We start from the raw sequence: 26,682 nt of genomic DNA, 5'->3' as shown, positions 1-26,682 counted from the left end.
CAACGGCATGACGGTGGCGGCATCCGAGAACGGGTCAGCGCCCTGGGTCGTCGCGGGCGCGCTCTGGGGCAGCGGCGAATGGTCGGCTGAGCTCGACGGTGCGGGGATCGCAGGAGTTCGGTTCCGCGACACGCTCGTGCTGACCGGCGTCCGCGCCGTCGTCCGGGATCACGACTGGAACACGTGTGCTCTCGAGGTCGACGCGAAGGAGCAGATCGGGAGCTCCCTGCGCCTGACGCTGCGATGCCCCGAACCGGGCGTGCAGCTCGAGGGCTCGCTCGAGTTCGATGCCTCGGGTCGAGCATTGAGCGTCGCGCTCGACCTCACGGTGGGCTCCGACTTCGAGACGAACCGCGTCGGACTCGTGGTGCTGCATTCCGCCTCGCTGAGCGGCACAGAGCTCACGGTCGAGCACACCGACGGCTCCGTGCAGCGAACCGCATTCCCGGTCGCGGTCAGCCCTCACCAGCCGGTCTTCGACATCGCCACGCTGGCCTGGCGTGCAGGCGACTTGGACGCGGCGCTGCGATTCGACGGCGACGTGTTCGAGATGGAAGACCAGCGCAACTGGACGGATGCCTCGTTCAAGACGTACAGCAGGCCGCTGGCTCTCCCCTTCCCGTACCTGCTCGGGGCCGGCTCACGTGTGCGGCAGACCGTGCGGCTCGAGGTGGAAGAGGGCTCGCCCCAGCGAGCCGTCGCAACGGTAGGGCCGCACTCGAGTTCGCGTGACCGCATCGTGCTCGACGCAGATGGCACGTTTCCAGCGATCGGGCTCGGCGCATCCACCGCACCCGATCCCGCGCCGCGGGCGAACGTCCCGATCGGATCGTTCCGCGTGGTCGAGCTGGACCTCGCGACCCCGAACTGGCCGGCCGCGCTGGATCGTGCCGCGTCGAGCGGCCTCCCCCTCGACGCGCGCATTGTGCTCGACGATGACCATCCGCACTCGCTCGACGACGCCGCGCGGATGCTCGCCGGGTTACGTCTGGTGCGCGTCGCAGCGTTCAACCGCGCCGGGCCCGCGCGTCACGTCTCGGACGCTCCCGCGGTGGCCGCACTCCGCGACGCCCTCGCACAGGCCGGCGTCAGCAGCCCGGTCGTGGGAGGTGCCCGCTCGCACTTCACCGAACTGAACCGGGAACGTCATCGCCTGCCGCGCGACCTCGACGGCGTGGTGTTCGCTACCACTCCCCTCTTCCACGAGCTCGGCACCCGTCAGCTCGTGCGCTCGCTCGCCATGCAGCGCATCGTCGCTGCACAGGCCGTGGCGGAGAACGCCGATGCGCCGGTTCACGTCGGCCCGGTCACCCTGCGTCCGCGGTTCAACGACGTGGCCACCTCGCCTCAGCCGCACGCGACCGGCACGACGTTGCGCGACGGCTACGGCGCCCAGTTCGCTCACGCGGACGATCCGCGTCAGACCGCGCCGGAACTGGCCGCCTGGACGATCGCCAGCGCCGCCGCCCTCGCCGTGCCGGGCGTGGCGAGCCTCACGTACTACGAGGAGTGGGGCCCGCGCGGCATCACGGATGCCGGTGGTACCGAATACCCGGTGGCGGCCGCGGTGCGTTCTCTCGCGGAACTCTCCGGAGCGCAGCTTCTGCACGGCGACTCGGCCGACGGCCTTATCTGGGCGATCGGCGCGCGCTCAGGCGAGCGGGAGACGCTCCTCGTGGCGAATCTCGACGATCGGCGACGCGAGGTGGCGGTCGTCACCGACTCCGCGAGCACGAGCGTGGTCGTCGACGCCGGATCGTGGCGCACCGCCGGCTGAGACGGCTCGTCTGCGCTCAGCGCCAGTCGTGGTCGGCGGAGAAGCCGAGTTCCCGCTGGATCTTGCGCGTGGAGACGAGCGACTCGAACTCGCCGAGATCGTCGGGCACCGGCGTACCCGGGAACCATGCGGCCGCGAGTTGCCGCGAAGGGATGCGCGACGCGGAGGTGGGGGCCGCGACGTTGTAGACCCGGAATCCGGGCTCCGGCTTGGCCAGCGCGAGCGCCACCGCCTTCGCACCGTCGCGCGCGTCGACCCACGTACCGATCAGATCGCGGCGATAGCCAGGGTCGGCGGCCCGCTCGAAGGTGCCGTACTCGTCTTCGGCGACGACGTTGGTGAACCGCAGTGCCGTGATGGCGGCATCCTCACGCCATCCGGCGAGCTGCGCGGCGATGGCCTCCTCGGCGACCTTGCCCAGTCCGTACGTGTTGTTCGCCTTCGTGAACGTCTCTTCGACGGGCAGCGCGGGCGGCGCCTCATCGAACGGGAAGCCCATCACCGTGATGCTGGAGGCGAACGCTATGCGGTCGATGCCGGCACGATGCGCCGCGAACATCACGTTGAAGGATGCCGTCACGTTGTTGTGGAACGTCGTCGCGTCGGGCACGATGCCGTTCACCGGAACGGCAGCGAGATGCACGAGAGCGTCGAGGCCATCGTGTCGCGCAGTGACCGACAGCAGGGCGTCGAGCGTCTGGCCGTAGTCACCCAGGTCGACACGTGTGAACCCCGGACCGACGGGTCCTGCGAGATCGAACCCCACGACGCGATGGCCCTCCTCGCGAAGACGCGCAACGGTGGCTCGCCCGAGTTTGCCGCCGCTGCCCGTGACCCCGATGATCATGCCCGCTAGGCTATTGCATATTCATTCGACACTGCAAGAAATGTAGGAATATGTCGGTCGCCATCGCTACTCCTCGGATCGAACACCACCGTCATCCACTCGGCATCGGCGAGGACCGACCGCGCATCTCCTGGGCCATCCGTACCGCTCCTATCGGGTGGACGCAACACAGTTATCGCCTCGGCGTCACGCGCGGGGAGGTGGAGGAAGTGTACGAGGTCGACTCCGCAGATCAGATCCTCGTGCCCTGGCCAGGCCCGGCGCTCGCCTCCCGGGAGCGGGCAGCCCTGCGGGTGTCCGTTCGTGGCGGCGACGCGGAGTGGTCCGCGTGGTCGCCCGTCGTCCACCTCGAGGCGGGCCTCCTTACGCCGGGCGATTGGTCCGCACTCCCGGTCGGCGCGTTCTGGAACGAGGATCCCGATTCGGATGACCGCCGCCCGTCGCTCGTGCGACGCACGTTCACGGTGCGCGAGGGCCTCGTTGGCGCCCGGCTCTATGCCACGGCTCACGGGCTCTACGAGGCCGAGCTCAATGGCCGGCGCGTGGGAGACGACGCGCTCTCCCCCGGTTGGACCGTCTACCGGGAGCGGCTGCGGTACCGCGCCTACGACGTAATCGGCCTGCTCGCGCCCGGCGACAATGCGATCGGCGCGTGGCTCGGCGACGGCTGGTACCGAGGGCGCCTCGGCTGGCGCGGCGGATTCCGCAACGTCTTCGGCGACGACCTCTCGTTCCTGGCCCAGCTCGAGCTCGAGTACGCGGACGGGTCACGGGACACGATCGCCACCGACACGTCCTGGCGTTGCGCCGAGAGTCCGATCCTGCGCTCGGGCATCTACGACGGGGAGGACTACGACGCCCGTCAGGAGCAGAGCGGATGGAGCACCGCCGGCTTCGACGATTCCTCCTGGCAGCCGGTGGCCGTGCGCCGCCGCGACCCGGCTACCCTCGTGGCACCGACCGCTCCGCCGGTGCGCTGCACTCAGGAGGTGCTGCCCGTCGAGGTGGCCACCACACCGTCGGGCAAGCTCGTCATCGACTTCGGGCAGAACCTCGTCGGCCGTGTGCGGATTCGCGTGCACGGTTCCCGTGGACAGACCGTCACGCTGCGCACGGCGGAGGTGCTGCAAGACGGCGAGCTCTACACCCGCCCGCTGCGCGGCGCGAGGTCGTCGGACAGCTATACCCTCGCCGGACTCGACCAGGGCGAGGAATGGGAGCCACGGTTCACTTTCCACGGCTTCCAATACGTCGAGGTGAGCGGCTGGCCCGGCGACCTGCGGGCCGACGTGGCGTACGGGGCGGTCGTTGCGCGGGTCTACCACACGGATCTCGAACGCACGGGCTGGCTCGAGACATCCGACCCCTCTCTCAATCGCTTGCATGAGAACGTCGTCTGGGGCCTGCGCGGCAACTTCGTCGATATCCCCACCGACTGCCCGCAGCGCGACGAGCGAGTCGGCTGGACCGGCGACATTCAGGTGTTCGGCCCGACCGCGTCGACGCTCTTCGATGTGTCCGGGATGCTTGCCGGCTGGCTGCGCGATGTCGCGATCGAGCAGCTGCCCGACGGCACCGTGCCGTGGTACGTGCCGGTGATCCCCGCCCACCACATGTGGACACCGATCCGGCCGGGCGCCGCGTGGGGCGACGTGGCTACCTTGCTGCCGTGGACGCTGTATCAGCGGTTCGGCGATGTCGGCGTCCTCGCCGACCAGTACGAGAGCGCGCGCGCCTGGGTCGATCTGATGGCCAGGCGTGCGGGCGAATCCCGGCTGTGGGACTCGGACTTCCAGCTCGGCGACTGGCTCGATCCCGCGGCTCCCCCGCACGATCCGGCCGACGCCAGAACGGACAGGCACCTCGTGGCGACCGCGTATTTCGCGCGCTCGGCACGCGTCGTCGCGCGTATGGCGGAGGTGCTCGAGCTGCCGGAAGACCAGGCGACGTACGACCGAGTGGCGGACGAGGTGGCCGCCGCGTTCGCCGAGGCGTACCTCGGCGAGAACGGCCGCATGTCGAGCGACGCGCAGACCGCTTACGCGCTGGCGCTGAGGTTCGATCTGATTCCGGATGCCCGCAGGCGCGCAGCAGCGGGCGACCGGCTCGCCGAGCTGGTCGCGGAGGCCGGCAACCGCATCGCGACCGGCTTCGTCGGAACGCCTCTGGTGAGCGATGCCCTGAGCGAGACCGGACACCTCGACACCGCTTACGACCTGCTGCTGGAACGCGGATGTCCGTCCTGGCTCTATCAGATCGACATGGGCGCGACGACGGTATGGGAGCGCTGGGACTCGCTGCTGCCGGACGGCACGGTGAACCCCGGCACGATGACGTCGTTCAACCACTACGCACTCGGTGCAGTAGCCGACTGGATGTACCGCGTCGTGGGCGGGCTCGCGCCTGCAGAGCCGGGCTACCGGCGCATCCACTTCGCTCCTCGCCCCGGCGGAGGACTCACCTCGGCGAGCGCCCGGCACACCACCCCGTACGGCGAGACGGCGATCTCGTGGTCACTCGACGGCGACCTCTTGCAGGCGACGATGACCGTGCCGTTCGGCACTCGGGCGGTGTTCGACTCCGGCATCGCAGAGCCCGAGGAACTCGAGCCGGGAACGCACCGGCGATCCGTGTCGATCCGGCCCGAGCTCTAGCAGAATGCCGCAACTGGCACGGGAGGCTGGCGCCACGGGCCGGGGTTGAATATCCTTTCGTAAGCGAATGCGCATCCAGCAGGCATCCGCCGATCCGAACGGAGCCCTCGTGTCAGTGCCTCACTACGGGCGAGCCGCCGACGGCCAGGTCAGACTCATGACCAAGGTAGCCCGCATGTATCACGAGCGCGGCATCCGGCAAGCGGACATCGCCACTTCGCTCAACATCTCTCAGGCGAAGGTGTCGCGCCTGCTCAAGCGCGCGGAGACCGTCGGCATCATCCGCACCACCGTCACGGTCGCGCCCGGTGTGCACGCCGAGCTGGAGGAACGGCTGGAGCAGCGTTTCGGCATTGCCGAAGCCGTCGTCGTCGACGTGGACCCTGACGCCGACGAGCACGAGACGATCGGCGCACTCGGCGCGGGCGCGGCCGCCTACCTAGAGGCGACGCTGAGCGGGAACGACCGCATCGGCGTCTCATCGTGGAGTCAGACACTGCTGGCCATGACGGAGCACATGCGGCCGTTCACCACGGGCGGCGCGACGGAGGTGGTCCAGCTGCTCGGCGGGGTCGGGTCGCCGGAGGTGCAGAGCCACTCGCACCGCCTACTCGGCGACCTCGCGCGCATCCTCGGCGCCGATCCGGTGTACGTGCAGGCGCCGGGCGTCGTGGCCAGCTCCGCCATCCGGGACAGCCTTCTCGGCGATCCCTCGATGCAGGAGGTCGCCCGCCACTGGCGCGACCTGACGATGGCGGTGATGGGGATCGGCAGCATCGAACCGTCGGACATCCTCGCCGTGAGCGGCAACGCGTTCGCCGCTTCCGATCGCGAACGGCTTATCGCCGACGGCGCGGTCGGCGACATCTGTCACCGCATCTTCCGCGCCGACGGCACCGCCATCACCGGCGCAGTGGATGACCGCATCATCGCGATCCCGGTCGAGGATCTTCGCCGGATCGCCCGTCGCATCGGGATCGCGGGCGGAAAGCGCAAGCGGGAGGCGATCAGGGGGGCGCTGTCCGGCGGGTGGGTCAACGCCCTGGTCACCGACCTGCAGACCGCGGAGGAGCTGGCAGGGCCGGCCCAGCAGACGGAGCAAGCCCAGAAGACAGGACGAGCCCAGCAGACGATCACAACGCAGACGAACTGAAGCGCAGCCGCCACGATGCGGGTTCGAGCGGGATGCGGTAGCGCGCCGGCAGAGCCGGCCCGCACGATGCGGACCCGAGCCCCTGCTGGGCGTGATCGAGGTTCAGCCAGATCTGCCCCGAGTCGGCCAGGTCGGCGGGATGCTCCGCCTCGGCGAGCGCCTTGCTCGACCACCGCCTGGCGGTGAACGCGAACGTGGGGTCGCCCGTGACGCGCAGGCCAGGGCATCCACTCCCGGTGAGTTCGAGCGCGCGGGTGTCGAGGTGGTTGCCGTTCTCCTGTGGATACGGATAGGGCGTCTGCAGCTCGTCGATCTCGGCTGCGAAGCAGCCCACCGCTGCCGACGCGCAGGAGTCGACGTACGATTCGTGCGGTCCGCGCCCGAACCATGCCGCTGATCGGTACTCCCCCGGCAGCCGGAACAGCAGGCCGAGCCGCGGCGGAACGACGTCGTGGTGCCCGTACGGAGTGTCGGACCAGGGCCCGTCGAAGGCGACGTGGACGCTCAGCTCGACCGCCTCGCTCTCCACCCGCCAGGCAAGCCGGTACAGCAGCCCGAACGGCTGCGAGGCAGGCGCCGCGCGTCCGGTGACGGTGACCTTGTTCCCCTCGTGCGTCACCGACCGGGTGGTGGTGACCAGGTCGTCGAGGCCGGTGCGGAGCCAGACGGCCGCGAGGTCGTTCCTGCCGCCCTGGCCGCGGTCGTTCTCGGTCGGTGCGCGCCACAGGTCGAGGTCCGGGCCATTCAGTTCGACCGGCCCGAAGCGAAGCAGGCGTCCCGTCGCGGCGTCGAACAGCGCGTCGCCGACACGAAGACGATCGCCATGCGCAGATGTCGGGCGCGGAGCCGCAGGGCAGACGCCCGCCGAGACCGGCTCCAGGGGCGCCGGCGGGGTGCCTGATTGCAGGCATCCCTGCCCCCAGGCGATGACGTGGCGGGCGGATGCCCATGCGGTGTCGTGAGCGAGGCGTGCTTCGACGGTCAGCCACCACTCTCCGTCGACCTTGCAGGGCGCGCAGGGCAGCGGCACGGCGACGGATTCACCGGGGGCAAGTGCCGGCACGTGCAGCACGCCGGACTCCGACGGCTCCCCATCGCGTTCGAGCCGCCACGCGAACTCGAGCCGCTGCGTCGACGCGGAGTCGAACCTGTTCAGGATCTCGATGACGTCGGTCACGGTTATGGCGATCGGCTCGTACGCCTTTTTGACCTCCGCCAAGGCCGGAGAGGCCGTTCGATCGGCGAAGAGCAGGCCGTCGAGGCAGTATCGTCCGCCGTTCGGCGTCGCGGCGACGTCGCCACCGTGCATCACGAAGTCGCGGCCGTGCTCGTCGACCGCGCGGAAGCCGTGGTCGATCCACTCCCAGATGAAGCCGCCGCAGAACCTGTCCGACGACGACAGGATGCCGACGTAGTCGACGAGGGAGCCCGGTCCGTTCCCCATCGCGTGTGCGTACTCGCAGAGCAGAAAGGGCAGGCCTCGGCGACGACGGTCATCCGCTTCGCTCACCCCCTCGTAGGGTTCCTCCTCGCGCCGGCCGATCGCCTCGAGGTCGTCGAGGGACGGGTACATCACGGAGTGGACGTCGGAGTTGCGGTAGGTGCGGTCGCGCTCGTAGTGAATCGGTCGTGACGGGTCGCGCTCACGGATCCACCTCTCCGCGACGTCGAAGTTCTCACCGCCCTCGCTCTCGTTGCCGAGGGACCAGATCACGACGCTCGGCCGGTTCTTGTCCCGCTCCACCATGCGCCGGGTGCGGTCGAGGAAGGCATCCTCCCACCGGGGATCGCGGGGTGGATTGCCCTCCCAACCGGAGTAGATGAAGCCGTGCGTCTCGAGGTCGCTCTCCTCCACCACCCAGAGCCCGTACTCGTCGCACAGCCGCAGGAACTCCGGATGCGGCGGATAGTGCGACGTGCGCACCGCATTGATGTTGTGCCGCTTCATCAGCTCGATGTCGCGGATCATCGTCGTCCGCTCGAGCGTGCGCCCCGTCTCCCAGTCGTATTCGTGCCGGTTGACGCCGCGGAAGAAGACCCGGCATCCGTTGACGGTGAGCACGCCGTCGACGATCGCGACAGTTCGGAAGCCGATGGCGAGTTCGACGGTCTCGGTGGCCGAGCACAGAGTGCCGCGGTAGAGGCGCGGATGCTCCGCACTCCACGGCTCGACGGGCACCGTTACCGGCTCTCCCGCAGGCATCCGGATCCCGAGCTCGGGCACCTCGACGACGGCCGGAACGCTCGCGTCGACCCGGAGCATTCCGATGCCGGTCTCGTGATCGAACGCGGCGTGCACGGTGTGATCGTCGATCGATGCAGCGGTTCGCTCGATCAGTTCGACGTCGCGGAAGATGCCGGGGAGCCACCACATGTCCTGGTCTTCCAGGTAGCTTCCTGCGGACCACCGGTGCACTCGCACCGCGAGCACGTTCTCGCCCCGCGCGATCGGTGCGTCGAATTCGAAGGGCAGTCGGCTGCCGGTCGACCAGCCCAGCTCCTCGCCGTTCAGCCACACCTTCGCGCAGGAGTCCACGCCCTGGAACCTCAGAACCGCGTTCGTCCAGTCGTCCGGAACGGTGAAGCGCAGCCGGTAGTCACCCGTCGGGTTCTCGTCGGGCACCCGCGGCGGATCGATCGGCATCGGATAGGCCGTGTTCGTGTACCGAGGCCCGTCAGCGGTACCGAGCAGCGAGCACGGCGAACTCTCACCCGGCGGCGTCACTTTCTGCAACACCCAATGCGACGGAACCGAGATGCGGTCCCACGCGGAGTCGTCGAAGCCGTCGAGCATGAACTCGTCGCCGCTGCCCGCGGCGGTCGCAGACAGCCGGAACGTCCAGGTGCCGTTCAGGGACAACCTGCGTGCGTCGCTTACGACATCCGCTCGCGGTTCGCGCCTTCCGGCGCCAGGAGCGAACGATTCCCAGTAGCCACTCATCCCTTTCCGGCGGCGAGCCGCTCGCGGAGACGCCGGATGCCCGGCTCGAGGCTCGTCAGCACCGGCACGTCGACCTTCACCGCACCCGCCGCGCTCGCCATCGACGCTTGGGCGAGCACGACCACGTCCGCGTGCGGCGCAACCCGCTCGATCGCCTCGCCGACCAGGCGATCGTGGGTCTCCCGGTCGCCGCCGGACACCGCGGCGAAGGCACCGTCGATGACCTCGCTCATGACGATTCTCTCGACCCCGGCGAGCTCCGCACGTTCGCGGATCAGCGCGACCGTCGGCTCGCAGGTGGTCGGCAGCGTCGCGAGCACGGCTATCCGCTCCCCCGCCTGCACCGCCTGGTCGGCCATCGCCTCGTCGATGCGCAGCACGGGAATGCCCACCCGCTCGGCGGCGGCACCGGCCAGCTGGGAGATGGAGGAGCAGGTGAGCATCACGACCTCGGCGCCCGCGCTCTGCGCCGCCTGCACCAGGTCTGTCACGCGCTCGGGAACCGACGCCGCCCGCTCGGCGTCAGAAAGGTCGGCCACGATGCGGTCGTCGAGGTAGTTGATCGCCGTGGCATCCGGAAGAAGCCGGCCGGCCAGCTCCATCACCGGGGGGATGACGACGGCTCCGGTGTGCAGGAAGGCGACTCGTGTCACGTTTCTCATCCCTTCAGAGAGCCAGCGGCGAGGCCGGCCATGATCTTCTTGTTGAGGAAGATGAAGACGATCATCAACACGATGATGTTGATGCTGACCGCCGCGAACAGCGGTCCGTACTGCGTCGACCCATACTGGTCGTTCAAGCTGAGCAGGCCCACCTGAATGGTGGCCAGCGAGGGATCGGTGGTGAACGTCAGCGCCACGAGCAGGTCGTTCCACACGCTGAAGAACTCGACCAGCGCCACGGTCAGAATGGCGTTGCGCATGAGAGGGAAGCCGATCAGGAAGAACGACTTCAGTGGGCCACAGCCGTCGACCGTGGCGGCCTCGAACAGCTCGCGCGGCACGGATCGGAAGTACGCGGCCATCAGGAACGTGGTCAGCGGCAGCCCCATGACCGTGTACGTGAGGATCATCGGCAAGAGCGAGCCGGTGATGCCGACCTTGAAGTAGACGATGAACAGCGGCACCAGGATCATCTGCCCGGGAACCATGATGCCGCCGAGGATGAGCAGCAGCAGCGCCTTCTGTCCGCGCCAGATCATGATCTCCAGCGCGTAGCCCGCGGCGACGCCGAGCGCGATCATGAGCGCAACCGATGGGATGGTGACGAGGATGCTGTTGCGATAGTTGACGGCGACGTTTCCGCGGGTGAACGCCTCGACGTAGTTACTGAGGTCGAAATGCGTCGGGAGGCTCCAGGTCGGACTGGAGAGGAACTCGGTCTGCGACTTGAACGAGCCCATCAGCACCCAGAACTGCGGGTACAGCACCACGATCAGGAGCACCGCCACCAGGATCCAGACCGGGATGCGGCGAAGGATGCGCACGGCTCGGCGCGATGCTGTCGTTTTGACCCGCGAACGCCCGGTTGCGCTCGGAGCGACGAGTTGCTGCGTCGACGTCATCTCAGGCATCCGCTTTCCGGCTCGAGGAACGGAAGACCGTCAAGGTGAATGCGAGACAGAGCAGCGTGAGCACCAGTGCGATCGTGCTCCCGTAGCCGTAGTCGCCGTAGTCGAAGGCCGTGCGGTACATGTACAGCGTCAGCGGTGACGTCGACGTGCCCGGGCCGCCGTTGTTCAGCGCGAGGAGACTGTCGAAGACCTTGAGCGTCGAGTTCAGGCTGAAGATCACGGACGACAGCAGAATCGGCATCGAGAGCGGAAGCACGATGTGCCGCACCAGGCGCGGTCCGTTGGCACCGTCGAGGCGCGCGGACTCGATGATCTCGTCGGGGATGTCCAGCAGCCCGGTGTAAAGCAGCGCGGCGTAGAAGCCCATGGAGCTCCAGAGCGTCATCGCCAGCGCGACGCCCATCGTGCCGATCGTGGAGGCGAGGAACTCGACGCTCTTGCCGCCGAAGAAGTTGATGATGTCGTTGATCGGCCCCTGGTTGGCACCCACCGACACGAAGTTGCGGAACAGCAGCGCCACCGCGACCGTCGGCAGCACCATCGGGAAGAACACGGCCGTGCGCACGAACGCCGATCCCTTCCGCAGCACGAACACATACAGCAGCGCGAGAAGGTAGCCGAGCACGATCTGGCCGACCGTCGCCAGCACAGCGAAGACGATGCTGACGATGAGCGACTGGATCGCGGCCGGGTCGCCGACGAACTTCACGAAGTTGGCGAAGCCGATGAACGTGAACCCGCTCAGGGTATTGCCGGTGAAGAACGAGAGCCCAAGGGACCAGCACACCGGCACCAGCTTGAGCAGAACGTAGACGATCAGCGTCGGCCCGAGCAGGATGGCGATCGTCTTGCGATCGCCGAACACGCGTTTCATTCGCTTCCCTTACACTTGCCCGGCCCGGATTCTCGCCGACGGCGATCGTCCGGGCCGGGCACGACTGAACGGTCCTACTTGTTGGCCTCGATGCTCGACTGCAACTGGGACATGTAGGTCTGCGCCGACATCTGCCCCGTCGTCAGTAGCGAGACGTTCGACTGCGCCAGTGCCGTGGACTTGGCATCCATCAGTGCCTCGAACCAGAGAACAGTCTGTTTGATGCCGGAGACCTTCTGCTGAACCATCTTGGTCGGCGCGTCGATGTTCTTCACCGGCGTGTTGATCTTGAAGCCGGAGACGATCCCCGAATCCTGCAGCGCTTGCGAACCGTAGTTCTGCGCGATGCACTTGAGCCACGCGGCCACTTTGGGTCCGTACGACTTCGGCGTCATCGCCATCGCCGCACCGGCGTTCGCCGGCCACTGGTCAATGCTCCCCGCACCACCGGAAACGGCCGGGAACGGCATCAGCCCGACGTTGTCGGCGCCGATCACGTCCTGCGACTTGTCGTTGATGTTGCTCAGCAGCCACGAACCGTCGTACATCATCGCGGCCTTGCCGGTCAGGAAGAGGTTGTTCGCCTGAGCCGCGTTCGTCGAGATGAACCCGGTGCCGAAGTATCCGTTCTTCGCCATGTCCTGGACCTCCTGCGCGGCCTTCACGTACTTCGCGTCGGTGAGCTTCGCCTTTCCGCTCTGGATGTTCTTCATCGCGTCAGGACCGAGGCTTCGGAAGATGTACATGCCGATGAGTCGGGTGACCGGCCACGCGTCGGCGCCGTCGGTAGCGAACGGCGTGTAGCCGGCATCCTTGATCTTGGCCGCGTCGGACACAGCTGGTCGAACGTCGTCGGCTCAGAGAGGCCAAGCTTGTCGAAGATCGCCTTGTTGTACCAGATGCCCTCGATGTTGTACTGGTACGGCAGCGAGACCATCTGCCCGTAGACCGAGTTCACGGTGGATGCGGCGGCGGGGAGGATGTCGTCCCATGCGCCGAGCTTCTTCAGCGCGGTCTCGTAGTTCAGCACGAGGCCGTTCTTGCCGAGATCGCCGTCGGGCCGCACCATCGAGGTTCCCGCGATGAAATGCACGGGAAGCGCGTTCTGGCTCGCGAGAAGCGTGATCTTCTGCACGACGTCGGCCTGTGCGACGGTCTGGTCGACCAACGGGAGTGCGGTGTTCTCCGCCTTGCACTTGCCCGCCGCGAGGTTCTTCAGTTCGGTGGCCAGGGCGGGATTCTCGTTCGCAGTGAGCACCGTGAACTTCGCCGGGTCCTTGCCCGTGGCGCCCCCACCGGAGGTCGAACCGGCGTTCGAGGCGCCGCTCGAACAGGCGGCGAGCGAAACCGCCGCGGCGAGGGCGATACCGGCCGCCAGGGCGGTGCGGCGGTGTCGTCGATTGATCATGACGTCCTCCTTGACGAGGTGAATCAGGCATGGGGGTCTGTTGACAGCGACATTAGGCACGACCCGGCGTCGTGTCAATACTCAGGCTTGAAATTCTATTCACTTCACAGGCGAATCGCGCTACGATGCACATCCATGCAGCCGCGTGACCTTTTTCGCGAGCTCGATTCGACCAGCGCCGATGCACGGGAGACCTCCATGCCGACCAGTACCCTCAACAGGCCGCCTCTGCGGCCCCTGCACGCCCGTGACGCGAGCTGGACCAGCGGGTTCTGGCATGACATTCAGCGGCGCACCTTCGACGCGAGCATCCCTGCGATGTGGCGCTCGCTCAGCGATCCGGCCGTGAGCCCCGGACTGCAGAACTTCCGTATCGCCGCCGGCGAGATCAAGGGCGAGCACCAGGGTCCGCCGTTCATGGACGGCGACTTCTACAAGTGGCTCGAGGCGGCGATCACCCGGCTCGAGGTGGAGGAGGACCCGGAGCTCGCGACGCTGGTCGACGACGTTGCGCGACTGATCGCATCCGTGCAGCGCGAAGACGGATACCTGCACACGCCGACGCTCATCGCTGCCCTGAATCGCGAGCAGTCCGTCGAGCTCGCCGACCGATTCCAGTTCGAGACCTACAACCTCGGCCACCTCATCACGGCGGGCGTACGGCATCACCGGGCTACAGGGTCCGACACGCTTCTCGCCGTCGCACGCAGAGCCGCAAGTTTCCTCGAGCACCTGGCAGCGGACAAGCCCCTGGAACTGGCGCGCAGCGCGATCTGCCCCTCCCACTACATGGCGGTGATCGACCTGTACCGCGAGACGGGCGACGACCGGTACCTGCGCCTGGCAGAGGCGTTCGTGCGCGTGCGCGACGAATTCGACGAGGGAGGCGACGACAACCAGGACCGCCTGCCCGTGCGCGAACAGCGCACCGTCGCGGGGCACGCGGTCCGAGCGAACTATCTGTACGCCGGGCTCGCCGACCTCGCCATCGAAACCGGAGACGACGAACTCGTCGGGGTGCTTCAGACGCTCTGGAACGATGTCGTCGACTCGAAGCTGTACGTCACCGGCGGATGCGGCGCCCTCTACGACGGCGCATCACCGGATGCCTCGCCCTGGCAATCCGAGATCAGTCGCGTCCATCAGGCGTACGGCCGCGCCTACCAGCTGCCGAACACGACGGCGCACAACGAGTCGTGCGCCAACATCGGCATGATCCTGTGGAGCGAGCGGATGCTCGCGATCACCGGCGACGCCCGCTACGCCGACGTCGTCGAGCTCGTCGCCTACAACAGCCTGCTCGCGGGCGTCGGGCTCTCGGGGACCGACCACTTCTACACGAACCCGCTCCGGCAGGTTCGCGCGCTGCCGTATCCGCTGCGCAGGCCGGGCGACACCGCGCTGCATCCGACGCCGGCTCCGCCGCCCTCCGATGCGCGTCTCCGGCAGGAGTACCTCAGCTGCTTCTGCTGCCCGCCCAACACGGCCAGAACGCTCGCCCGGCTTCACGAACTCGCCGGCTCGGTCTCCGAGGGCGGCGCGTACGTGCACCTGTACGGCGGAGCCGAGCTGCGCTTCGAGCAGGGCTCCCGGGTACTGGCCGTGAGCGAGACCAGCGATTATCCGTGGGACGAATCGGTGACGTTCACCGTCACCGAGGTCGTGGACGGCGGGATGCCCTTCCACGTGCGCATCCCGGGCTGGGCTCGCTCGGCCCGGCTGAGCGTCAACGGCGAAACGGTTCCCGACCCGAAGGCGGGGCGCTACACCGTGATCGACCGCGAATGGCGGGTCGGCGACACGATCGACTTGCTGCTCCCGATGCCGGTTCGCATCCTGCGCGCCAACCGGCTGGCCGAAGAGATCACGAACCAGGTGGCCGTGCAGCGCGGTCCCGTCGTGTACTGCCTGGAGAGCACGGACGTCGTGGGAGACATCCCGCTGGAGCGACTCGCACTGCGTCGCGATGCGCGACTCGAGGCCGTCGAAGGCGAGGTCGAAGGACATCAATTGCGAGTCATCCCCCTCGAGTTGACCGTGCTGCCGGAAGGCGGCAATGGCGGTCTCTACGAAGACATCGACGGCGCCGAACTCACGTCGACGCGGTCTCGGCTCATCCCGTACTTCGCCTGGGGCAATCGCGGCCCCTCGGAGATGTCGGTCTGGCTCCCGGTGGTGTGGTGAGATGGCGAACGAACGATTCGTGACGGCGACGTACGTCGTCGAGACCTGTCTTCCCCTGCAGCGCGCCGTGGATGTGCTCGCCGGTGAACAGTCGACAGGAACCTTCGTGCGCGTCGGCCGCGAATCCGCGGAGCTACGCGCCGAGTTCGCCGCGACGGCCGTCGAGGTCACGGAGCTGCCGCTGACCGGATCCTCGCCGTTGCCCGGCACAGTAGGCGACCCGGCCGATCGCCGCAGAGCACGCGTCGTCGTGCGCTTTCCGCTCGACAACTTCGGCCCGTCGATTCCGAACCTGCTCGCCGCGGTGGCGGGGAACCTCTTCGAGATCAAGGAACTGGCGGCGGTCAAGCTGGTCGACCTCGAACTGCCCCAGGAGTTCGCCGAACGGTACCGGGGACCGCAGTTCGGCGTCGAGGGCACCCGGCGACTGGTCAGCCGACCGCAGGGCGCGATGCTCGGCACGATCATCAAGCCGAGCATCGGGCTCTCGCCCGAGGAGCTCGCCGAGGTGGTCGACGAGCTTGCCGGTGCCGGCATCGACTTCATCAAGGACGACGAGCTACAGGGCAACGGTCGCAAGGCGCCGCTGGCGGAGCGGGTCAGGGCCGTGATGCCCGTGCTCGAACGACACGCCGATCGCACGGGCGTGAAACCGATGTACGCCTTCAACATCACCGACGACATCGACCGGCTCGAGGCCAATCACGATCTCGTCGTCGCGGCAGGCGGCACCTGTGTGATGACGTGCGTCAACATGATCGGGCTCGCGGGCCTCGACTATCTGCGGCGTCGTTCACAGGTCCCCATCCACGGGCACCGCGCCATGTTCGGCGCCTTCTCGCGCTCGGACCAGCTTGGGATAGGGTTTCGGGCGTGGCAGAAGCTGGTGCGGCTGTGCGGCGCCGACCACCTTCACACCAACGGCATCAGCAACAAGTTCTACGAGACGGATGACCAGGTGCTCGACTCGATCGCGGCGGTGCGGGCCCCGCTGCTCGGGCTCACCTCGATGGTCCCCGTGCTGTCGTCCGGGCAGTGGGGCGGCCTGGCCCACGCCACATTCCGCGAGGTCGGCACCACAGACCTGCTGGTGCTCGCCGGCGGCGGCATCCACGGACACCCGGACGGCGTCGCGGCAGGCGTCGCCAGCATGCGGGATGCCTGGGAGTCGGCAGCGCGCGGCGACGACGTGACTAGCGCGCTCGAGCGGTCGACACCGCTGCGGCGGGCGACGGAGACGTTCGGGCCGGTGCGTGTCTGACGACCTGATCGCGTTCTACGGCGACGACTTCACCGGAAGCGTCGACGCGCTGCTGCAGTTCTCCCGGCGCGGGTTGAGCGGACGGCTCTTCGTCGGTCTGCCCTCCCGTAACGAGCTGACGGACGCCGCGACCGCCTGCGACGTCGTGGGCGTCGCCGGTATCGCACGGTCGCTGCCGACCGGACTGCTGGCGGATGAGCTCACCCCGGTCTTCGAGGCGTTCGTCGCCCTCGGAGCGCGCGTCGTGCAGTACAAGGCGTGTTCGACGGCGGACTCCTCACCGGCCATCGGGAGCCTGGGGCGCGTGATCGAACTCGGCAGGATGCTCGTGGCATCGCGCCCCGTTCCGGTGCTCTTCGCGCAGCCCGACTTCGGCCGCTACACGGTCTTCGGACATCACTTCGCCACCGAGGGCGGGACGGTCTACCGGTTGGACCGGCAGCCGACGATGTCGAGTCATCCATCGACCCCGATGCACGAGTCGGACCTGGCGCTTCACCTGTCGCAACAGACCGAGCTGCAGGTCGCCCATATTCCGTTCACGGAATATGCCTCGGGGTCGGCGCTGGATGTCCGGCTCGCCACGTCTCCTGCCGGTGCCGTGGTGCTCGATGCGTTCAGCGACGACCAGCTGCGTCTGCTCGGCGAAGCGGTGCTCGCGCTGCCGCGCCCCGTCTTCGCACTCGGATCCGGAGGACTCAGCCGGGCGCTGGCCGAAGCGCTCACTTCCGAGCATCACATCGATGACGAACCGATCGCCGGCCAGCTCTCTGCCCCTGGGCCCACGCTCGCCGTCTCCGGAAGCAGGTCGGCTCAGACTGCACGTCAGCTGCAGGCCGCGCACGCTGCCGGGTGGCAGGTTTTCGCGCTTCCGCTCGGCGACGCCGACGCGATCGCACGAACCTCCGATCGGGTCGTGTCTGCCCTGACTGCGGGCGAGAGCGTCGCCCTCACATCGCACGACAGCGACGTCGAACCCGTGGAGGATGCGCTCGGGTCGATCGCAGAGAGCGCAGCCGCCATCGTCACGGCGGCGACCGAAGCCGGAGCGACGAGTCGCGTGATCGTCTGCGGTGGCGATACGTCGAGCCGCGTGACGAGGATGCTCGGCATCCGGTCGCTTTCCATCGCCGCGAACCCGTGGGGCAACATCGTGCTCCTCCGAGGCCACGCGCCGGGCTCCGCGATCGATGGCGTCGAGTTGCTCCTCAAGGGCGGCCAGGTCGGCAGCGACGACCTCTTCGAACGGGTGCGTCGTCTCGGCGATTCTACGACGCCCCCGATCGGGTAGACGATGGGTTCGGATCGCACAACACGAGCGTGGAGGTTGACGTGTCACTGGGCAGGAAGCCGCAGACCGTGCCGGATGCCCCCGGCCTGCTGAGCAGCCTGGGGAGGGTCTCCGCACACGTCGGCATCACCGCCACAGATCGGCTCACCGCGGCGCACGACGCATCCCACTACCGGCTGGTGCCGCAGGCCGTCGCGCTCGCGGGTGATGCGGATCAGGTGGCGGGCATCCTCGCCGTCTGCGGCGCGCACGGGGTTCCCGTGACGTTCCGCTCGGGCGGCACGAGCCTGTCTGGTCAGGCCGGCGGCGCGGGCGTCGTCATCGACACCCGACGGCGTTTCCGCGCGATCGAGGTGCTCGACGACGGCGAGCGCGTGCGCACGCAACCGGGAGCGACCGTGAGGGCCGTCAACACTCGGCTGGCGCGGCACGGCCGCCGGCTGGGTCCTGATCCGGCGAGCGAGATCGCGTGCACCATCGGCGGCGTCGTCGCCAACAACTCCAGCGGGATGTCGTGCGGCATCCACGCGAACACGTACCGCACCCTGCAGAGCGCGGTGCTCGTTCTGCCCAGCGGTACCGTCATCGACACGTCCGCGCCGGAGGCGGCCGAGCTTCTGCGCGCGGAGGAGCCGCGCATCGAGCAGGGACTGTGGCAACTGCGCGACCGGGTGCGGAGCAACCCCGAGTCGGTCGCGACGCTCCGCAGGCTGCACTCCATCAAGAACACGATGGGCTACGGCCTCAACTCGTTCCTCGACCATGACGAGCCGGTCGACATCCTCGAGCACCTCGTCGTTGGCTCTGAGGGCACGCTCGCGTTCGTCGCCGAGGCGACGTTCCACACGGTTCCCGTCTTGCCGCACGCGGCGACGGGGCTGCTCGTGTTCCCCTCGCTGGCCCAGGCGACCGCGGCGCTGCCCGCGCTGGTCGATGCAGGATTCGCGACCATCGAGCTGCTGGACGCCGCCTCGCTCCGCGTCGCACAGCGCGACCCCGAGGCGACCGACGAGCTGCGAGAGCTGAACGTCGTCGACCACGCCGCGCTGCTCGTGGAGTTCCAGGAGCAGACAGCCGAGGCACTGGATGCCCGCATCGCGCGGTCTCGTGACCTCCTGGCCGGTCTACCGCTGGATCACCCGGCGGCCCTCACCACCGACGCCCGTGCCCGCGCCGATCTGTGGCACATCCGCAAGGGTCTGTACACGGCTGTGGCGGGGGCCAGGCCCTCCGGTACGACCGCGCTGCTCGAAGACATCGCGGTGCCCGTCGACCGGCTGAACGAGACCTGCACTCGTCTCATCGCCTTGTTCGAGGAGCACGGCTACGAGGGATCGGTGATCTTCGGGCACGCGAAAGACGGCAACATCCACTTCCTGGTGAACGAGCGCTTCGACGGGCCGGCGGCGATCGAGCGCTATCGCGCGTTCACCGAGCAGATGGTCGACCTGGTGCTCGCACAGGGCGGAACGCTGAAGGCGGAGCACGGCACCGGCCGCATCATGGCGCCGTTCGTGCGGCGCCAATACGGCGATGAGCTGTACGAGGTGATGTGGGAGCTGAAGCGGCTCATCGATCCAGGCATGACGCTGAACCCCGGGGTGCTGCTGACGGATGAAGCCGAGGGCTACCTGAAGCACCTGAAGGTGGCGCCCACCGTCGAGCCCGAGGTCGACCGGTGCGTGGAATGCGGGTACTGCGAACCCGTCTGCCCGAGCAAGGACATCACGCTCACCCCCCGGGAGCGCATCGTCATGCGCCGCGAGCTGCAGCGGGCACGTGCTGCGGGCGATGCCGAGCTAGTCGACACGATCGAGCGCGAGTACCGGTACGAGGGCGTGCAGACCTGCGCGGTCGACGGCATGTGCCAGACCGCGTGTCCCGTGCTGATCAACACCGGCGACCTCGTGCGCCACCTGCGCGCCGAAGCGAACGGTCGCGTGGAACAGGCCATGTGGTCGACGACGGCGAAGCATTGGGGCACGATTTCCCGCACGGGCGGTGCGGCGCTGTCGGTCGCGAAGGCGATGCCCGCTGTGCTCCCCGAGCTGGCAACCCGGACCGCTCGATCGGTGCTCGGCACCGACACCGTGCCGCAGTACTCTCCCGAGCTCCCCGGTGGCGGTAGCCAGCGGCGACCTGTCCAAAGCGCGGACCCCGCGGCCGTCTACTTCCCTAGCTGCACCAACACCATGTTCGGTCCCGTGGGAGGCGACGGGGTCTCCGAGTCGTTCCTGCGCTTGTGCGAGCGCGCCGGCGTGCAGGTGGCGACGCCCGAGGGCATCCCCTCGCTGTGCTGCGGAACGCCGTGGAAGTCCAAGGGCCTCACCGACGGCTACGCGTCCATGACGGAACGCGTGGTCGCGGCGCTGCTGACGGCGACGGATGCCGGCAGGCTGCCGGTCGTGTGCGACGCGTCCTCGTGCAGCGAGGGTCTCGACGTCATGCTGTCCGCTGCCGCGGCGAACGGCATCCGGGTCGTCGATGCGGTGGAGTTCGTCGACGAGCACGTGCTGCCGAAGCTGCCGGCCGGGCAGAAGATCGACTCCCTCACCCTTCACCCCACCTGCTCATCGACCCGCATCGGCGCGAACACGGCCCTCGTGCGCGTCGCCGAGGCGGCGGCCGAGCGGGTGACCGTGCCGGAGGACTGGGGATGCTGCGCGTTCGCCGGCGACCGGGGCATGCTGCATCCGGAACTCACCGCCAGCGCCACCCGGGCCGAGGCGGCCGAGGTCGCCCGCATCGGCAGCACGGAGCACGCGTCCCTCAACCGCACCTGCGAGCTCGGGATGACCCGCGCGACCGGTCGCGAGTACCGCCACGTTCTGCAGGTGCTCGACGACGTCACCGGCTAGGGGGAGCGGCCGTCAGTGCCGCAGGCGGTAGCGCAGCGACTCCAGCTCGGCCGTCAATGCGGCCGGCACACGGCCGCCGAACCGGGTGAAGAAGTGCTCGGTGAGGTCGCACTCGGCGAGCCAGGCGTCCGGGTCGATCTCGAACAGGCGGTCGAGGGCATCCGGTGCCAGATCGAGCCCGTCGACGTCGAGCGAAGCCCGCACAGGAACCCGGCCCACGGGGGTGTCCACGGCGCCCGCAGTGCCCTCGAGCCGACCGACGATCCACGCGACGACACGCATGTTCTCGGCGAATCCGGGCCACAGGTACGAGCCGTCCGGTCCCTTGCGGAACCAGTTCACCTGGAACACCGCCGGTGCGCCGGAGCCGAGCGTCTCGCCGATGTTCAGCCAGTGCGCCCAGTGGTCGGCCATGTTGTAGCCGCAGAACGGCAGCATCGCGAACGGGTCGCGGCGCAACTCGCCGACGGTTCCCTCCGCAGCGGCGGTACGCTCCGACGCGATGGTCGCGCCGAGGAACACGCCGTGCTTCCAGTCCCTGGCCTGCAGAACGAGCGGCACGTTGGATGCTCGGCGCCCGCCGAAGACGATGGCGTCGATCGGCACGCCGTCCGGGTCCTCCCAGTCGTCGGCGATGGTCGGGCACTGCTCGGCCGCGACGCAGAACCGGGAATTCGGATGCGCTGCAGGGCGCCCGGAGTCCGGCGTCCAGTCCTCGCCGCGCCAGTCGATCAGGTGCGCGGGCGGCTCGTCGGTGAGCCCCTCCCACCACACGTCACCGTCGTCGCGTAGCGCCACGTTGGTGAAGATCGTGTTGCCCCACATGGTCTCAACGGCCGATCGGTTGGTCGACTCCCCCGTGCCCGGTGCGACGCCGAAGAAGCCGCGCTCCGGGTTGATCGCGCGAAGCCGGCCGTCTGCATCGGGCTTGAGCCAGGCGATGTCGTCGCCGATGGTCTCGACCGTCCAGCCCGGCAGCTGCGAGCGCAGCATGGCGAGGTTCGTCTTGCCGCACGCGGACGGGAACGCAGCCGCGATGTGGTGCTGACGCCCGGCCGGAGAGGTCACCTTGATGATGAGCATGTGCTCGGCCAGCCAGCCCTCCTCGCGTGCCAGCTGCGAGGCGATGCGCAGGGCGAAGCACTTCTTGCCGAGCAGCGCGTTGCCGCCGTATCCCGAGCCGTACGACCACACCTCGCGGTCTTGCGGGAAGTGCACGATGTACTTCGTGTCGTCGCACGGCCACGGGACATCCTCGCGGCGGATGCCCGTGGCATCCACGAGCGGGTACCCCACACTGTGCACGGTGCGCACCCACGGCTGCCCGGCCTCGATGAGCTCGAGGGCGCGGCTGCCCATGCGGGTCATGATGCCCATGGAGACGACCACGTACGGGGAGTCGGTGATCTCGACCCCGAGCTGTGAGATCGAGCCGCCGAGCGGGCCCATCGAGAACGGCACGACATACATGGTGCGGCCCCGCATGCTGCCCTCGAACACTCCGCGCAGCTCCTCGCGCATCTCGGCGGGCTCGCGCCAGTTGTTCGTCGGTCCCGCGTCGTGCTCGTGCTCAGAGCAGATGAAGGTGCGCGTCTCAACCCGGGCCACGTCGCCGGGGTCGGTGCGGGCGAGGTAGCTGCCGGGCCGCCATTCGGGGTTCAGCCTGATGAGCTGGCCGCTCTCCACCTGAAGCCGGAACAGCCGGTCGGCCTCAGCGCGCGACCCGTCGCACCAGACGATCTCGTCGGGCTGCGTCAGCTGCGCGATCTCGGCGACCCAGGCGGCGAGCGCGGGGTCGGTCGTGCCCGTGGCCTCGCCTGCGCGCGCCGCGCCGGCCGAAGCGGCCGACCCGTTGCCCGTCGATGGTGAAGCCGGGCGGATGTCGGTGCCCTCGCCATCCGCCCGGCTGGTCTGTGTGGTCTGGCTGAGTCGCGGCGCGGACGCGTACGAGTTCCGCGGCTTTGCCGAGTCCGGCGCGGTCGAGATCTGCGTCTTCGAGTTCTGTGCCGTCGAGTTCTGCGCCTTCTTCGGCCGCTGGATGATGGTCATGCCCGCTCGTCCTCGTCTCAGCTCGTGTCGTGAAGCACGCTGTCGGCGTGCTCCGTTGCGCTGTTGCTGTGGCCCTGTCTGGCCTTCCTCTTCACTCTCACGCCACATCCACGACTCCGCAGCGGGTACGAGGACTAAAGAATCGCGATTCTTTTGCTACCGTGAACGAATGGATGCTGACACCGCCGACATCGCCACCATCGGTCACCGAATCCGTCACTTCCGCACCCGCTCCGGCCTCACCCTGGAACGCGTGAGCGACCTCGTCGGGCTCTCGCAGAGCCAGCTGTCAATGATCGAGAACGGCAAGCGTGAGCCGAAGCTGACCGTGCTGCAGTCCATCGCGACCGCGATCGGCGTGGACCTCGCGACACTGCTCGTCGCCGAGCCGCCGGACGAGCGCACGGCCTACGAACTCGAGTTGCGCCGCGCCCAGGAATCCTCCCTCTACACTGCGCTCGGGCTCCCCTCCGTGAAACCCACGAAGGGCACGCCGACCGAGACGCTGGCGGCACTCGTCGGCCTGCACCGCGAGCTCGCACGGCAGGCGAGCAAGGCGATCGCGACGCCCGAGGAGGCCAGGCGTGCGAACACCGAATTGCGCGAATGGATGCGCGGCCGCGACAACTATCTGCCCGAGATCGAGCTTCTCGCCGAGGAGCAGGTGAAGGCATCCGGGCACGTCTCCGGCGCGCTCACCCACCGCGAGGTGAGCGTCATGGCCAAGCGGCTCGGCTTTCAGCTGGTGTATGTCGACGACCTGCCGAACTCGACCCGCTCGATCACCGACCTGGCGAACGGGCGCATCTACCTGCCACCGGCATCCATTCCTGGCGGCCACGGTCTGCGGTCGATGGCCCTGCAGGCGCTGGCACACCGGCTGCTCGGTCACGAGCGGCCGGACAGCTACGCCCAGTTCCTGCGCCAGCGGCTGGAGATCAACTACTTCGCGGCCTGCTGTCTCATGCCGCAGAGCGCCGCAGTCGCGTTCTTGCAGGAGGCGAAGAAAGACCGCGATCTTGCCGTGGAGGACTTCCGCGACGCGTTCGGCGTCACGCACGAAGCGGCATCCCTGCGCCTGACGAACCTCATCACCGTGCACCTGGGGATGCGGATGCACTTCCTGCGCGTCGGCGAGGATGGCGCGCTCTACAAGGGGTACGAGAACGACGGACTGCCGCTGCCGAAAGACGTCACCGGGGCGATCGAAGGCCAGCCGGTGTGCAAGAAGTGGAGCGCCCGCGACGCGTTCGCGCAGACGAACCGCACCACGGAGCTGTACCAGTACACCGACACCCCTGCAGGCACGTACTGGTGCGCCACCCAGACCGGGCGCGGCGACGACGGGAGCTTCACGATCACGATCGGCGTGCCCTTCGCGGACGCCAAGTGGTTCCGCGGGCGGGAGACGACGCAGCGTGCGGCTTCGACGTGCCCCGATCCGTCGTGCTGCCGGGTTCCGGATGCCTCACTCGAGTCGTCCTGGGCCGACAACGCGTGGCCGAGCGCCAGGCTGCACGCGCACATCCTGTCGCCGCTGCCCACCGGCGCTTTTCCCGGCGTCGACGACGCGGAGCTGTACGCGTTCCTGGACGCGCACTCCGGCCCCCTCGGAGAGTAGACCTGCTGTCACGACCGGGGCCTCTGGGAGCGTAGCGCTACTTCGGCTGCATGCGGATGGCGCCGTCGAGCCGGATCACCTCGCCGTTCAGCAGCGGATTCTCCACGATCTGCCGAACGAGCGCTGCGTACTCGGCGGGCGTGCCCATGCGTGACGGGTGCGGGATCTGCTCCTCGAGCGAGCGCTGCACGTCTTCGGGCATCCCGGCCATCATCGGCGTCTTCATGATGCCCGGCGCAATCGTCATCACGCGGATGAGCAGCTTGGAGAGGTCGCGGGCGATCGGCAGGGTCATGGATGCGACCCCGCCCTTCGACGCGGAATATGCAGCCTGACCGATCTGCCCGTCGTAGGCGGCGACGGATGCGGTGTTCACGATCACGCCGCGCTCGTTCGTGGCGGGCACACCGGGAAGCGATTGCGCGTCGACGGGGTCGTTCTGCGCCATCGCCGCTGCCGCCAGTCTCGTGACGTTGAACGTGCCGATCAGGTTGATGCGGATGGTGCGCTCGAATCCGTCGAGGCCGAGCGCTCCCTCGCGCCCCACGGTGCGACCCGCCGTGGCGATACCGGCGCAGTTCACGGTGATGCGCAGGGGCGCCAGTGCCTGGGCGGTCTCGACCGCTGCCTGCACCTGCTCGGGATCCGTCACATCCGCAGGTGCGAACACTCCGCCGAGTTCCGCAGCGGCCTCCTCGCCGCGCGACGACGGAAGATCGACGATGACGACCTTCGCTCCTGCTTCGGCCAGCACGTGCGCCGTGCCGTTGCCGAGTCCGGATGCGCCGCCGGTGACGATCGCACTGCATTCCTGAATCCGCATATATCCCTCCGTGGTGTGTTACCGGGCGGCCGAAGCCGTGTTCCGCGTCAGAGCCGTTCGATGATGGTGGCGTTCGCCATGCCGCCGCCCTCGCACATGGTCTGCAGCCCGTAGCGGCCGCCGGTGCGTTCGAGCCGCGCGAGCAATGTGCCGAGCAGCCGAGTGCCGGTGGCCCCGAGCGGATGCCCGAGCGCTATCGCCCCGCCGTCGGCGTTCAGCCGCTCGGGATCAGCGTCGAACTCGTTCAACCATGCCAGCGGCACCGGCGCGAACGCCTCGTTCACCTCATACGCGTCGATCTCGTCGAGGTTCAGACCGGTCTGCTTCAGGATGCGCTCGGTAGCCGGCATCACGCCGGTGAGCATGTAGAGGGGGTCGCTCCCGGTCACCGCGAAGGCGTGGAATCGGGCCCGGGGCGTCAACCCGAGCTGCTCGGCGCGACGGGCGCTCATGATGAGCGCCGCGGATGCCCCGTCGGTGAGCGGGGACGAGTTGCCCGGCGTGATCTTCCAGTCCACATCGGGAAAGCGGTCGGCGAGGGCATCCGTGCGGAATGACGGGTTCAGGCCGGCGAGACCCTCTACCGTCGTGCCTGGCCGCGCCGTCTCGTCGGCGGCGACCTCTCGAGCGCCCCCGTCGGCATCGGTCACCTGCACCGGGACGAGCTCGCGGTCGAACCGGCCCGACTCGGCCGCCTCGGCCGCCCGTTGGTGGGACCTGGCACTGAACTCGTCGAGCTCGTCGCGCCCGAAACCGTACTTCTGCGCGATGAGCTCGGCCGAGACGCCCTGCCCTACGAGGCCGTCCGGGTAGCGGGCGGCGACGCGGCTGCCGCGTGGGTCGCGGCCCAGCGTGGACGTTCCGAGCGGAACGGCGCTCATCGACTCGACCCCGCACGCGATCACGACGTCCTGCACGCCGGCCATGATCGCCTGCGCGGCGAAGTGCGCGGCCTGCTGGCTCGATCCGCACTGCCGGTCGATGGTCGTGCCCGGCACATGCTCGGGGAATCCGGCGGCGAGTACCGTGTTGCGCGCGGTGTTGTACGACTGCTGACCGACCTGACCGACGCATCCGGCGATCACGTCGTCGATTGTGCCTGGGTCGAGGTCGTTGCGCCTCACGAGTTCGGCGAGCAGGTCGCCCAGCAGATCCACCGGATGCACGCCACTCAGCGCACCTCCAGGCTTGCCGCGCCCGCTCGGGGTGCGCACAACATCGACGATGACGGCCTCTTCGACGCTCATCCCTCAAGACTAGCGATGGGCCCCCGCTCGACCTTGCCGCGTCCCAGGCACGGCATCCACCTCACTCCGCGGTCACGTGTTGCGGGTTCGTCGCACCGCGACCCGCAATTCGTGACCGCGG

The 26,682-nt window shown here is 68.4% G+C and carries 18 protein-coding genes; 8 read left to right on the top strand and 10 right to left on the bottom strand.

The window, feature by feature from the left end; genetic code table 11:
• Nucleotides 1–7: 7 nt before the first annotated feature.
• The gene (locus tag ACYVII_RS02945; RefSeq protein ID WP_460530747.1) at nucleotides 8–1,777 is read left to right on the top strand and encodes a hypothetical protein; all 1,770 of its coding nucleotides are present in this window, start codon (nucleotides 8–10) and stop codon (nucleotides 1,775–1,777) included.
• A gap of 16 nt (nucleotides 1,778–1,793) precedes the next feature.
• On the opposite strand, the gene ACYVII_RS02940 is transcribed toward ACYVII_RS02945, so the two are convergent.
• Complete coding sequence (locus tag ACYVII_RS02940; RefSeq protein WP_460530744.1) at nucleotides 1,794–2,624, bottom strand: NAD-dependent epimerase/dehydratase family protein; 831 nt, start codon at nucleotides 2,622–2,624, stop codon at nucleotides 1,794–1,796.
• Between the two features lie 50 nt (nucleotides 2,625–2,674).
• Here ACYVII_RS02940 and ACYVII_RS02935 point away from each other — a divergent pair, with 50 nt between their 5' ends.
• Together ACYVII_RS02935 and ACYVII_RS02930 are read left to right on the top strand one after the other, a co-directional pair.
• A complete protein-coding gene (locus ACYVII_RS02935) occupies nucleotides 2,675–5,278 on the top strand; it encodes a family 78 glycoside hydrolase catalytic domain (RefSeq protein WP_460530741.1) in 2,604 nt (867 codons plus the stop codon).
• Between the two features lie 67 nt (nucleotides 5,279–5,345).
• Entirely contained in the window at nucleotides 5,346–6,431 is a 1,086-nt protein-coding gene (locus ACYVII_RS02930; RefSeq protein WP_460530738.1) for a sugar-binding transcriptional regulator, read from the top strand.
• On the opposite strand, the gene ACYVII_RS02925 is transcribed toward ACYVII_RS02930, so the two are convergent.
• From ACYVII_RS02925 to ACYVII_RS02900, 6 genes are all read right to left on the bottom strand, one after another.
• Nucleotides 6,412–9,372 (bottom strand): glycoside hydrolase family 2 TIM barrel-domain containing protein, encoded by a 2,961-nt coding sequence (locus ACYVII_RS02925; protein ID WP_460530735.1) that lies wholly within the window; start codon nucleotides 9,370–9,372, stop codon nucleotides 6,412–6,414. The two genes, ACYVII_RS02930 and ACYVII_RS02925, sit on opposite strands and share 20 nt — an antisense overlap.
• Nucleotides 9,369–10,025 carry an aspartate/glutamate racemase family protein gene (locus ACYVII_RS02920; protein ID WP_460530733.1) on the bottom strand — a complete coding sequence of 219 codons (657 nt, stop codon included), beginning with the start codon at nucleotides 10,023–10,025 and terminating at the stop codon, nucleotides 9,369–9,371. The genes ACYVII_RS02925 and ACYVII_RS02920 overlap by 4 nt, the downstream gene beginning before the upstream one ends.
• Before the next feature lie 5 nt (nucleotides 10,026–10,030).
• A complete protein-coding gene (locus ACYVII_RS02915) occupies nucleotides 10,031–10,945 on the bottom strand; it encodes a carbohydrate ABC transporter permease (protein ID WP_460530730.1) in 915 nt (304 codons plus the stop codon).
• Nucleotides 10,938–11,819 (bottom strand): carbohydrate ABC transporter permease, encoded by an 882-nt coding sequence (locus tag ACYVII_RS02910; protein WP_460530727.1) that lies wholly within the window; start codon nucleotides 11,817–11,819, stop codon nucleotides 10,938–10,940. The genes ACYVII_RS02915 and ACYVII_RS02910 overlap by 8 nt, the downstream gene beginning before the upstream one ends.
• A 74-nt stretch (nucleotides 11,820–11,893) precedes the next feature.
• Nucleotides 11,894–12,637, bottom strand: coding sequence for an ABC transporter substrate-binding protein (locus ACYVII_RS02905; protein WP_460531836.1), 744 nt, complete (start codon nucleotides 12,635–12,637; stop codon nucleotides 11,894–11,896).
• Nucleotides 12,529–13,227, bottom strand: coding sequence for an extracellular solute-binding protein (locus tag ACYVII_RS02900; RefSeq protein ID WP_460530724.1), 699 nt, complete (start codon nucleotides 13,225–13,227; stop codon nucleotides 12,529–12,531). The genes ACYVII_RS02905 and ACYVII_RS02900 overlap by 109 nt, the downstream gene beginning before the upstream one ends.
• A 198-nt stretch (nucleotides 13,228–13,425) precedes the next feature.
• Between ACYVII_RS02900 and ACYVII_RS02895 the strand changes: the two genes are divergently transcribed.
• Genes ACYVII_RS02895 through ACYVII_RS02880 form a run of 4 tightly spaced genes read left to right on the top strand, consistent with a single transcriptional unit; the run spans nucleotide 13,426 to nucleotide 20,821 of the window.
• Nucleotides 13,426–15,411 (top strand): glycoside hydrolase family 127 protein, encoded by a 1,986-nt coding sequence (locus tag ACYVII_RS02895; protein WP_460530721.1) that lies wholly within the window; start codon nucleotides 13,426–13,428, stop codon nucleotides 15,409–15,411.
• Between the two features lies 1 nt (nucleotide 15,412).
• A complete protein-coding gene (locus ACYVII_RS02890; RefSeq protein WP_460530718.1) occupies nucleotides 15,413–16,672 on the top strand; it encodes a RuBisCO large subunit C-terminal-like domain-containing protein in 1,260 nt (419 codons plus the stop codon).
• Complete coding sequence (locus ACYVII_RS02885) at nucleotides 16,665–17,963, top strand: four-carbon acid sugar kinase family protein (RefSeq protein WP_460530716.1); 1,299 nt, start codon at nucleotides 16,665–16,667, stop codon at nucleotides 17,961–17,963. The genes ACYVII_RS02890 and ACYVII_RS02885 overlap by 8 nt, the downstream gene beginning before the upstream one ends.
• Nucleotides 17,964–18,004: 41 nt before the next feature.
• Nucleotides 18,005–20,821, top strand: coding sequence for an FAD-binding and (Fe-S)-binding domain-containing protein (locus tag ACYVII_RS02880; protein WP_460530713.1), 2,817 nt, complete (start codon nucleotides 18,005–18,007; stop codon nucleotides 20,819–20,821).
• Between the two features lie 12 nt (nucleotides 20,822–20,833).
• Here the strand turns inward: ACYVII_RS02880 and ACYVII_RS02875 are convergent, their stop codons facing one another.
• Nucleotides 20,834–22,870, bottom strand: a complete 2,037-nt coding sequence (locus ACYVII_RS02875) for a phosphoenolpyruvate carboxykinase (GTP) (protein WP_460530710.1) — start codon at nucleotides 22,868–22,870, stop codon at nucleotides 20,834–20,836.
• Nucleotides 22,871–23,039: 169 nt separating this feature from the next.
• Here ACYVII_RS02875 and ACYVII_RS02870 point away from each other — a divergent pair, with 169 nt between their 5' ends.
• Nucleotides 23,040–24,491, top strand: coding sequence for a helix-turn-helix domain-containing protein (locus tag ACYVII_RS02870; protein ID WP_460530707.1), 1,452 nt, complete (start codon nucleotides 23,040–23,042; stop codon nucleotides 24,489–24,491).
• 37 nt (nucleotides 24,492–24,528) lie between these two features.
• Here ACYVII_RS02870 and ACYVII_RS02865 read toward each other — a convergent pair whose 3' ends face one another.
• Both ACYVII_RS02865 and ACYVII_RS02860 read right to left on the bottom strand, forming a co-directional pair.
• Nucleotides 24,529–25,314 carry a 3-hydroxyacyl-CoA dehydrogenase gene (locus ACYVII_RS02865; protein ID WP_460530704.1) on the bottom strand — a complete coding sequence of 262 codons (786 nt, stop codon included), beginning with the start codon at nucleotides 25,312–25,314 and terminating at the stop codon, nucleotides 24,529–24,531.
• Between the two features lie 47 nt (nucleotides 25,315–25,361).
• Nucleotides 25,362–26,561 carry a thiolase family protein gene (locus ACYVII_RS02860; RefSeq protein ID WP_460530701.1) on the bottom strand — a complete coding sequence of 400 codons (1,200 nt, stop codon included), beginning with the start codon at nucleotides 26,559–26,561 and terminating at the stop codon, nucleotides 25,362–25,364.
• Nucleotides 26,562–26,682 lie beyond the last annotated feature (121 nt).

It is taken from the genome of Humibacter ginsengiterrae, assembly GCF_054780115.1.
This window is presented reverse-complemented; position numbering and strand designations above follow the sequence as displayed.

Bases quoted from the DNA above. Each gene is read 5' to 3' on its own strand.
- ACYVII_RS02925 (WP_460530735.1), bottom strand. From the start codon at position 9,372: ATGAGTGGCTACTGGGAATCGTTCGCTCCTGGCGCCGGAAGGCGCGAA.
- ACYVII_RS02875 (WP_460530710.1), bottom strand. From the start codon at position 22,870: ATGACCATCATCCAGCGGCCGAAGAAGGCGCAGAACTCGACGGCACAG.
- ACYVII_RS02895 (WP_460530721.1), top strand. From the start codon at position 13,426: ATGCCGACCAGTACCCTCAACAGGCCGCCTCTGCGGCCCCTGCACGCC.
- ACYVII_RS02945 (WP_460530747.1), top strand. From the start codon at position 8: ATGACGGTGGCGGCATCCGAGAACGGGTCAGCGCCCTGGGTCGTCGCG.
- ACYVII_RS02900 (WP_460530724.1), bottom strand. From the start codon at position 13,227: ATGATCAATCGACGACACCGCCGCACCGCCCTGGCGGCCGGTATCGCC.
- ACYVII_RS02890 (WP_460530718.1), top strand. From the start codon at position 15,413: ATGGCGAACGAACGATTCGTGACGGCGACGTACGTCGTCGAGACCTGT.
- ACYVII_RS02940 (WP_460530744.1), bottom strand. From the start codon at position 2,624: ATGATCATCGGGGTCACGGGCAGCGGCGGCAAACTCGGGCGAGCCACC.
- ACYVII_RS02915 (WP_460530730.1), bottom strand. From the start codon at position 10,945: ATGCCTGAGATGACGTCGACGCAGCAACTCGTCGCTCCGAGCGCAACC.
- ACYVII_RS02930 (WP_460530738.1), top strand. From the start codon at position 5,346: ATGCGCATCCAGCAGGCATCCGCCGATCCGAACGGAGCCCTCGTGTCA.
- ACYVII_RS02870 (WP_460530707.1), top strand. From the start codon at position 23,040: ATGGATGCTGACACCGCCGACATCGCCACCATCGGTCACCGAATCCGT.
- ACYVII_RS02860 (WP_460530701.1), bottom strand. From the start codon at position 26,561: ATGAGCGTCGAAGAGGCCGTCATCGTCGATGTTGTGCGCACCCCGAGC.
- ACYVII_RS02910 (WP_460530727.1), bottom strand. From the start codon at position 11,819: ATGAAACGCGTGTTCGGCGATCGCAAGACGATCGCCATCCTGCTCGGG.
- ACYVII_RS02865 (WP_460530704.1), bottom strand. From the start codon at position 25,314: ATGCGGATTCAGGAATGCAGTGCGATCGTCACCGGCGGCGCATCCGGA.
- ACYVII_RS02935 (WP_460530741.1), top strand. From the start codon at position 2,675: ATGTCGGTCGCCATCGCTACTCCTCGGATCGAACACCACCGTCATCCA.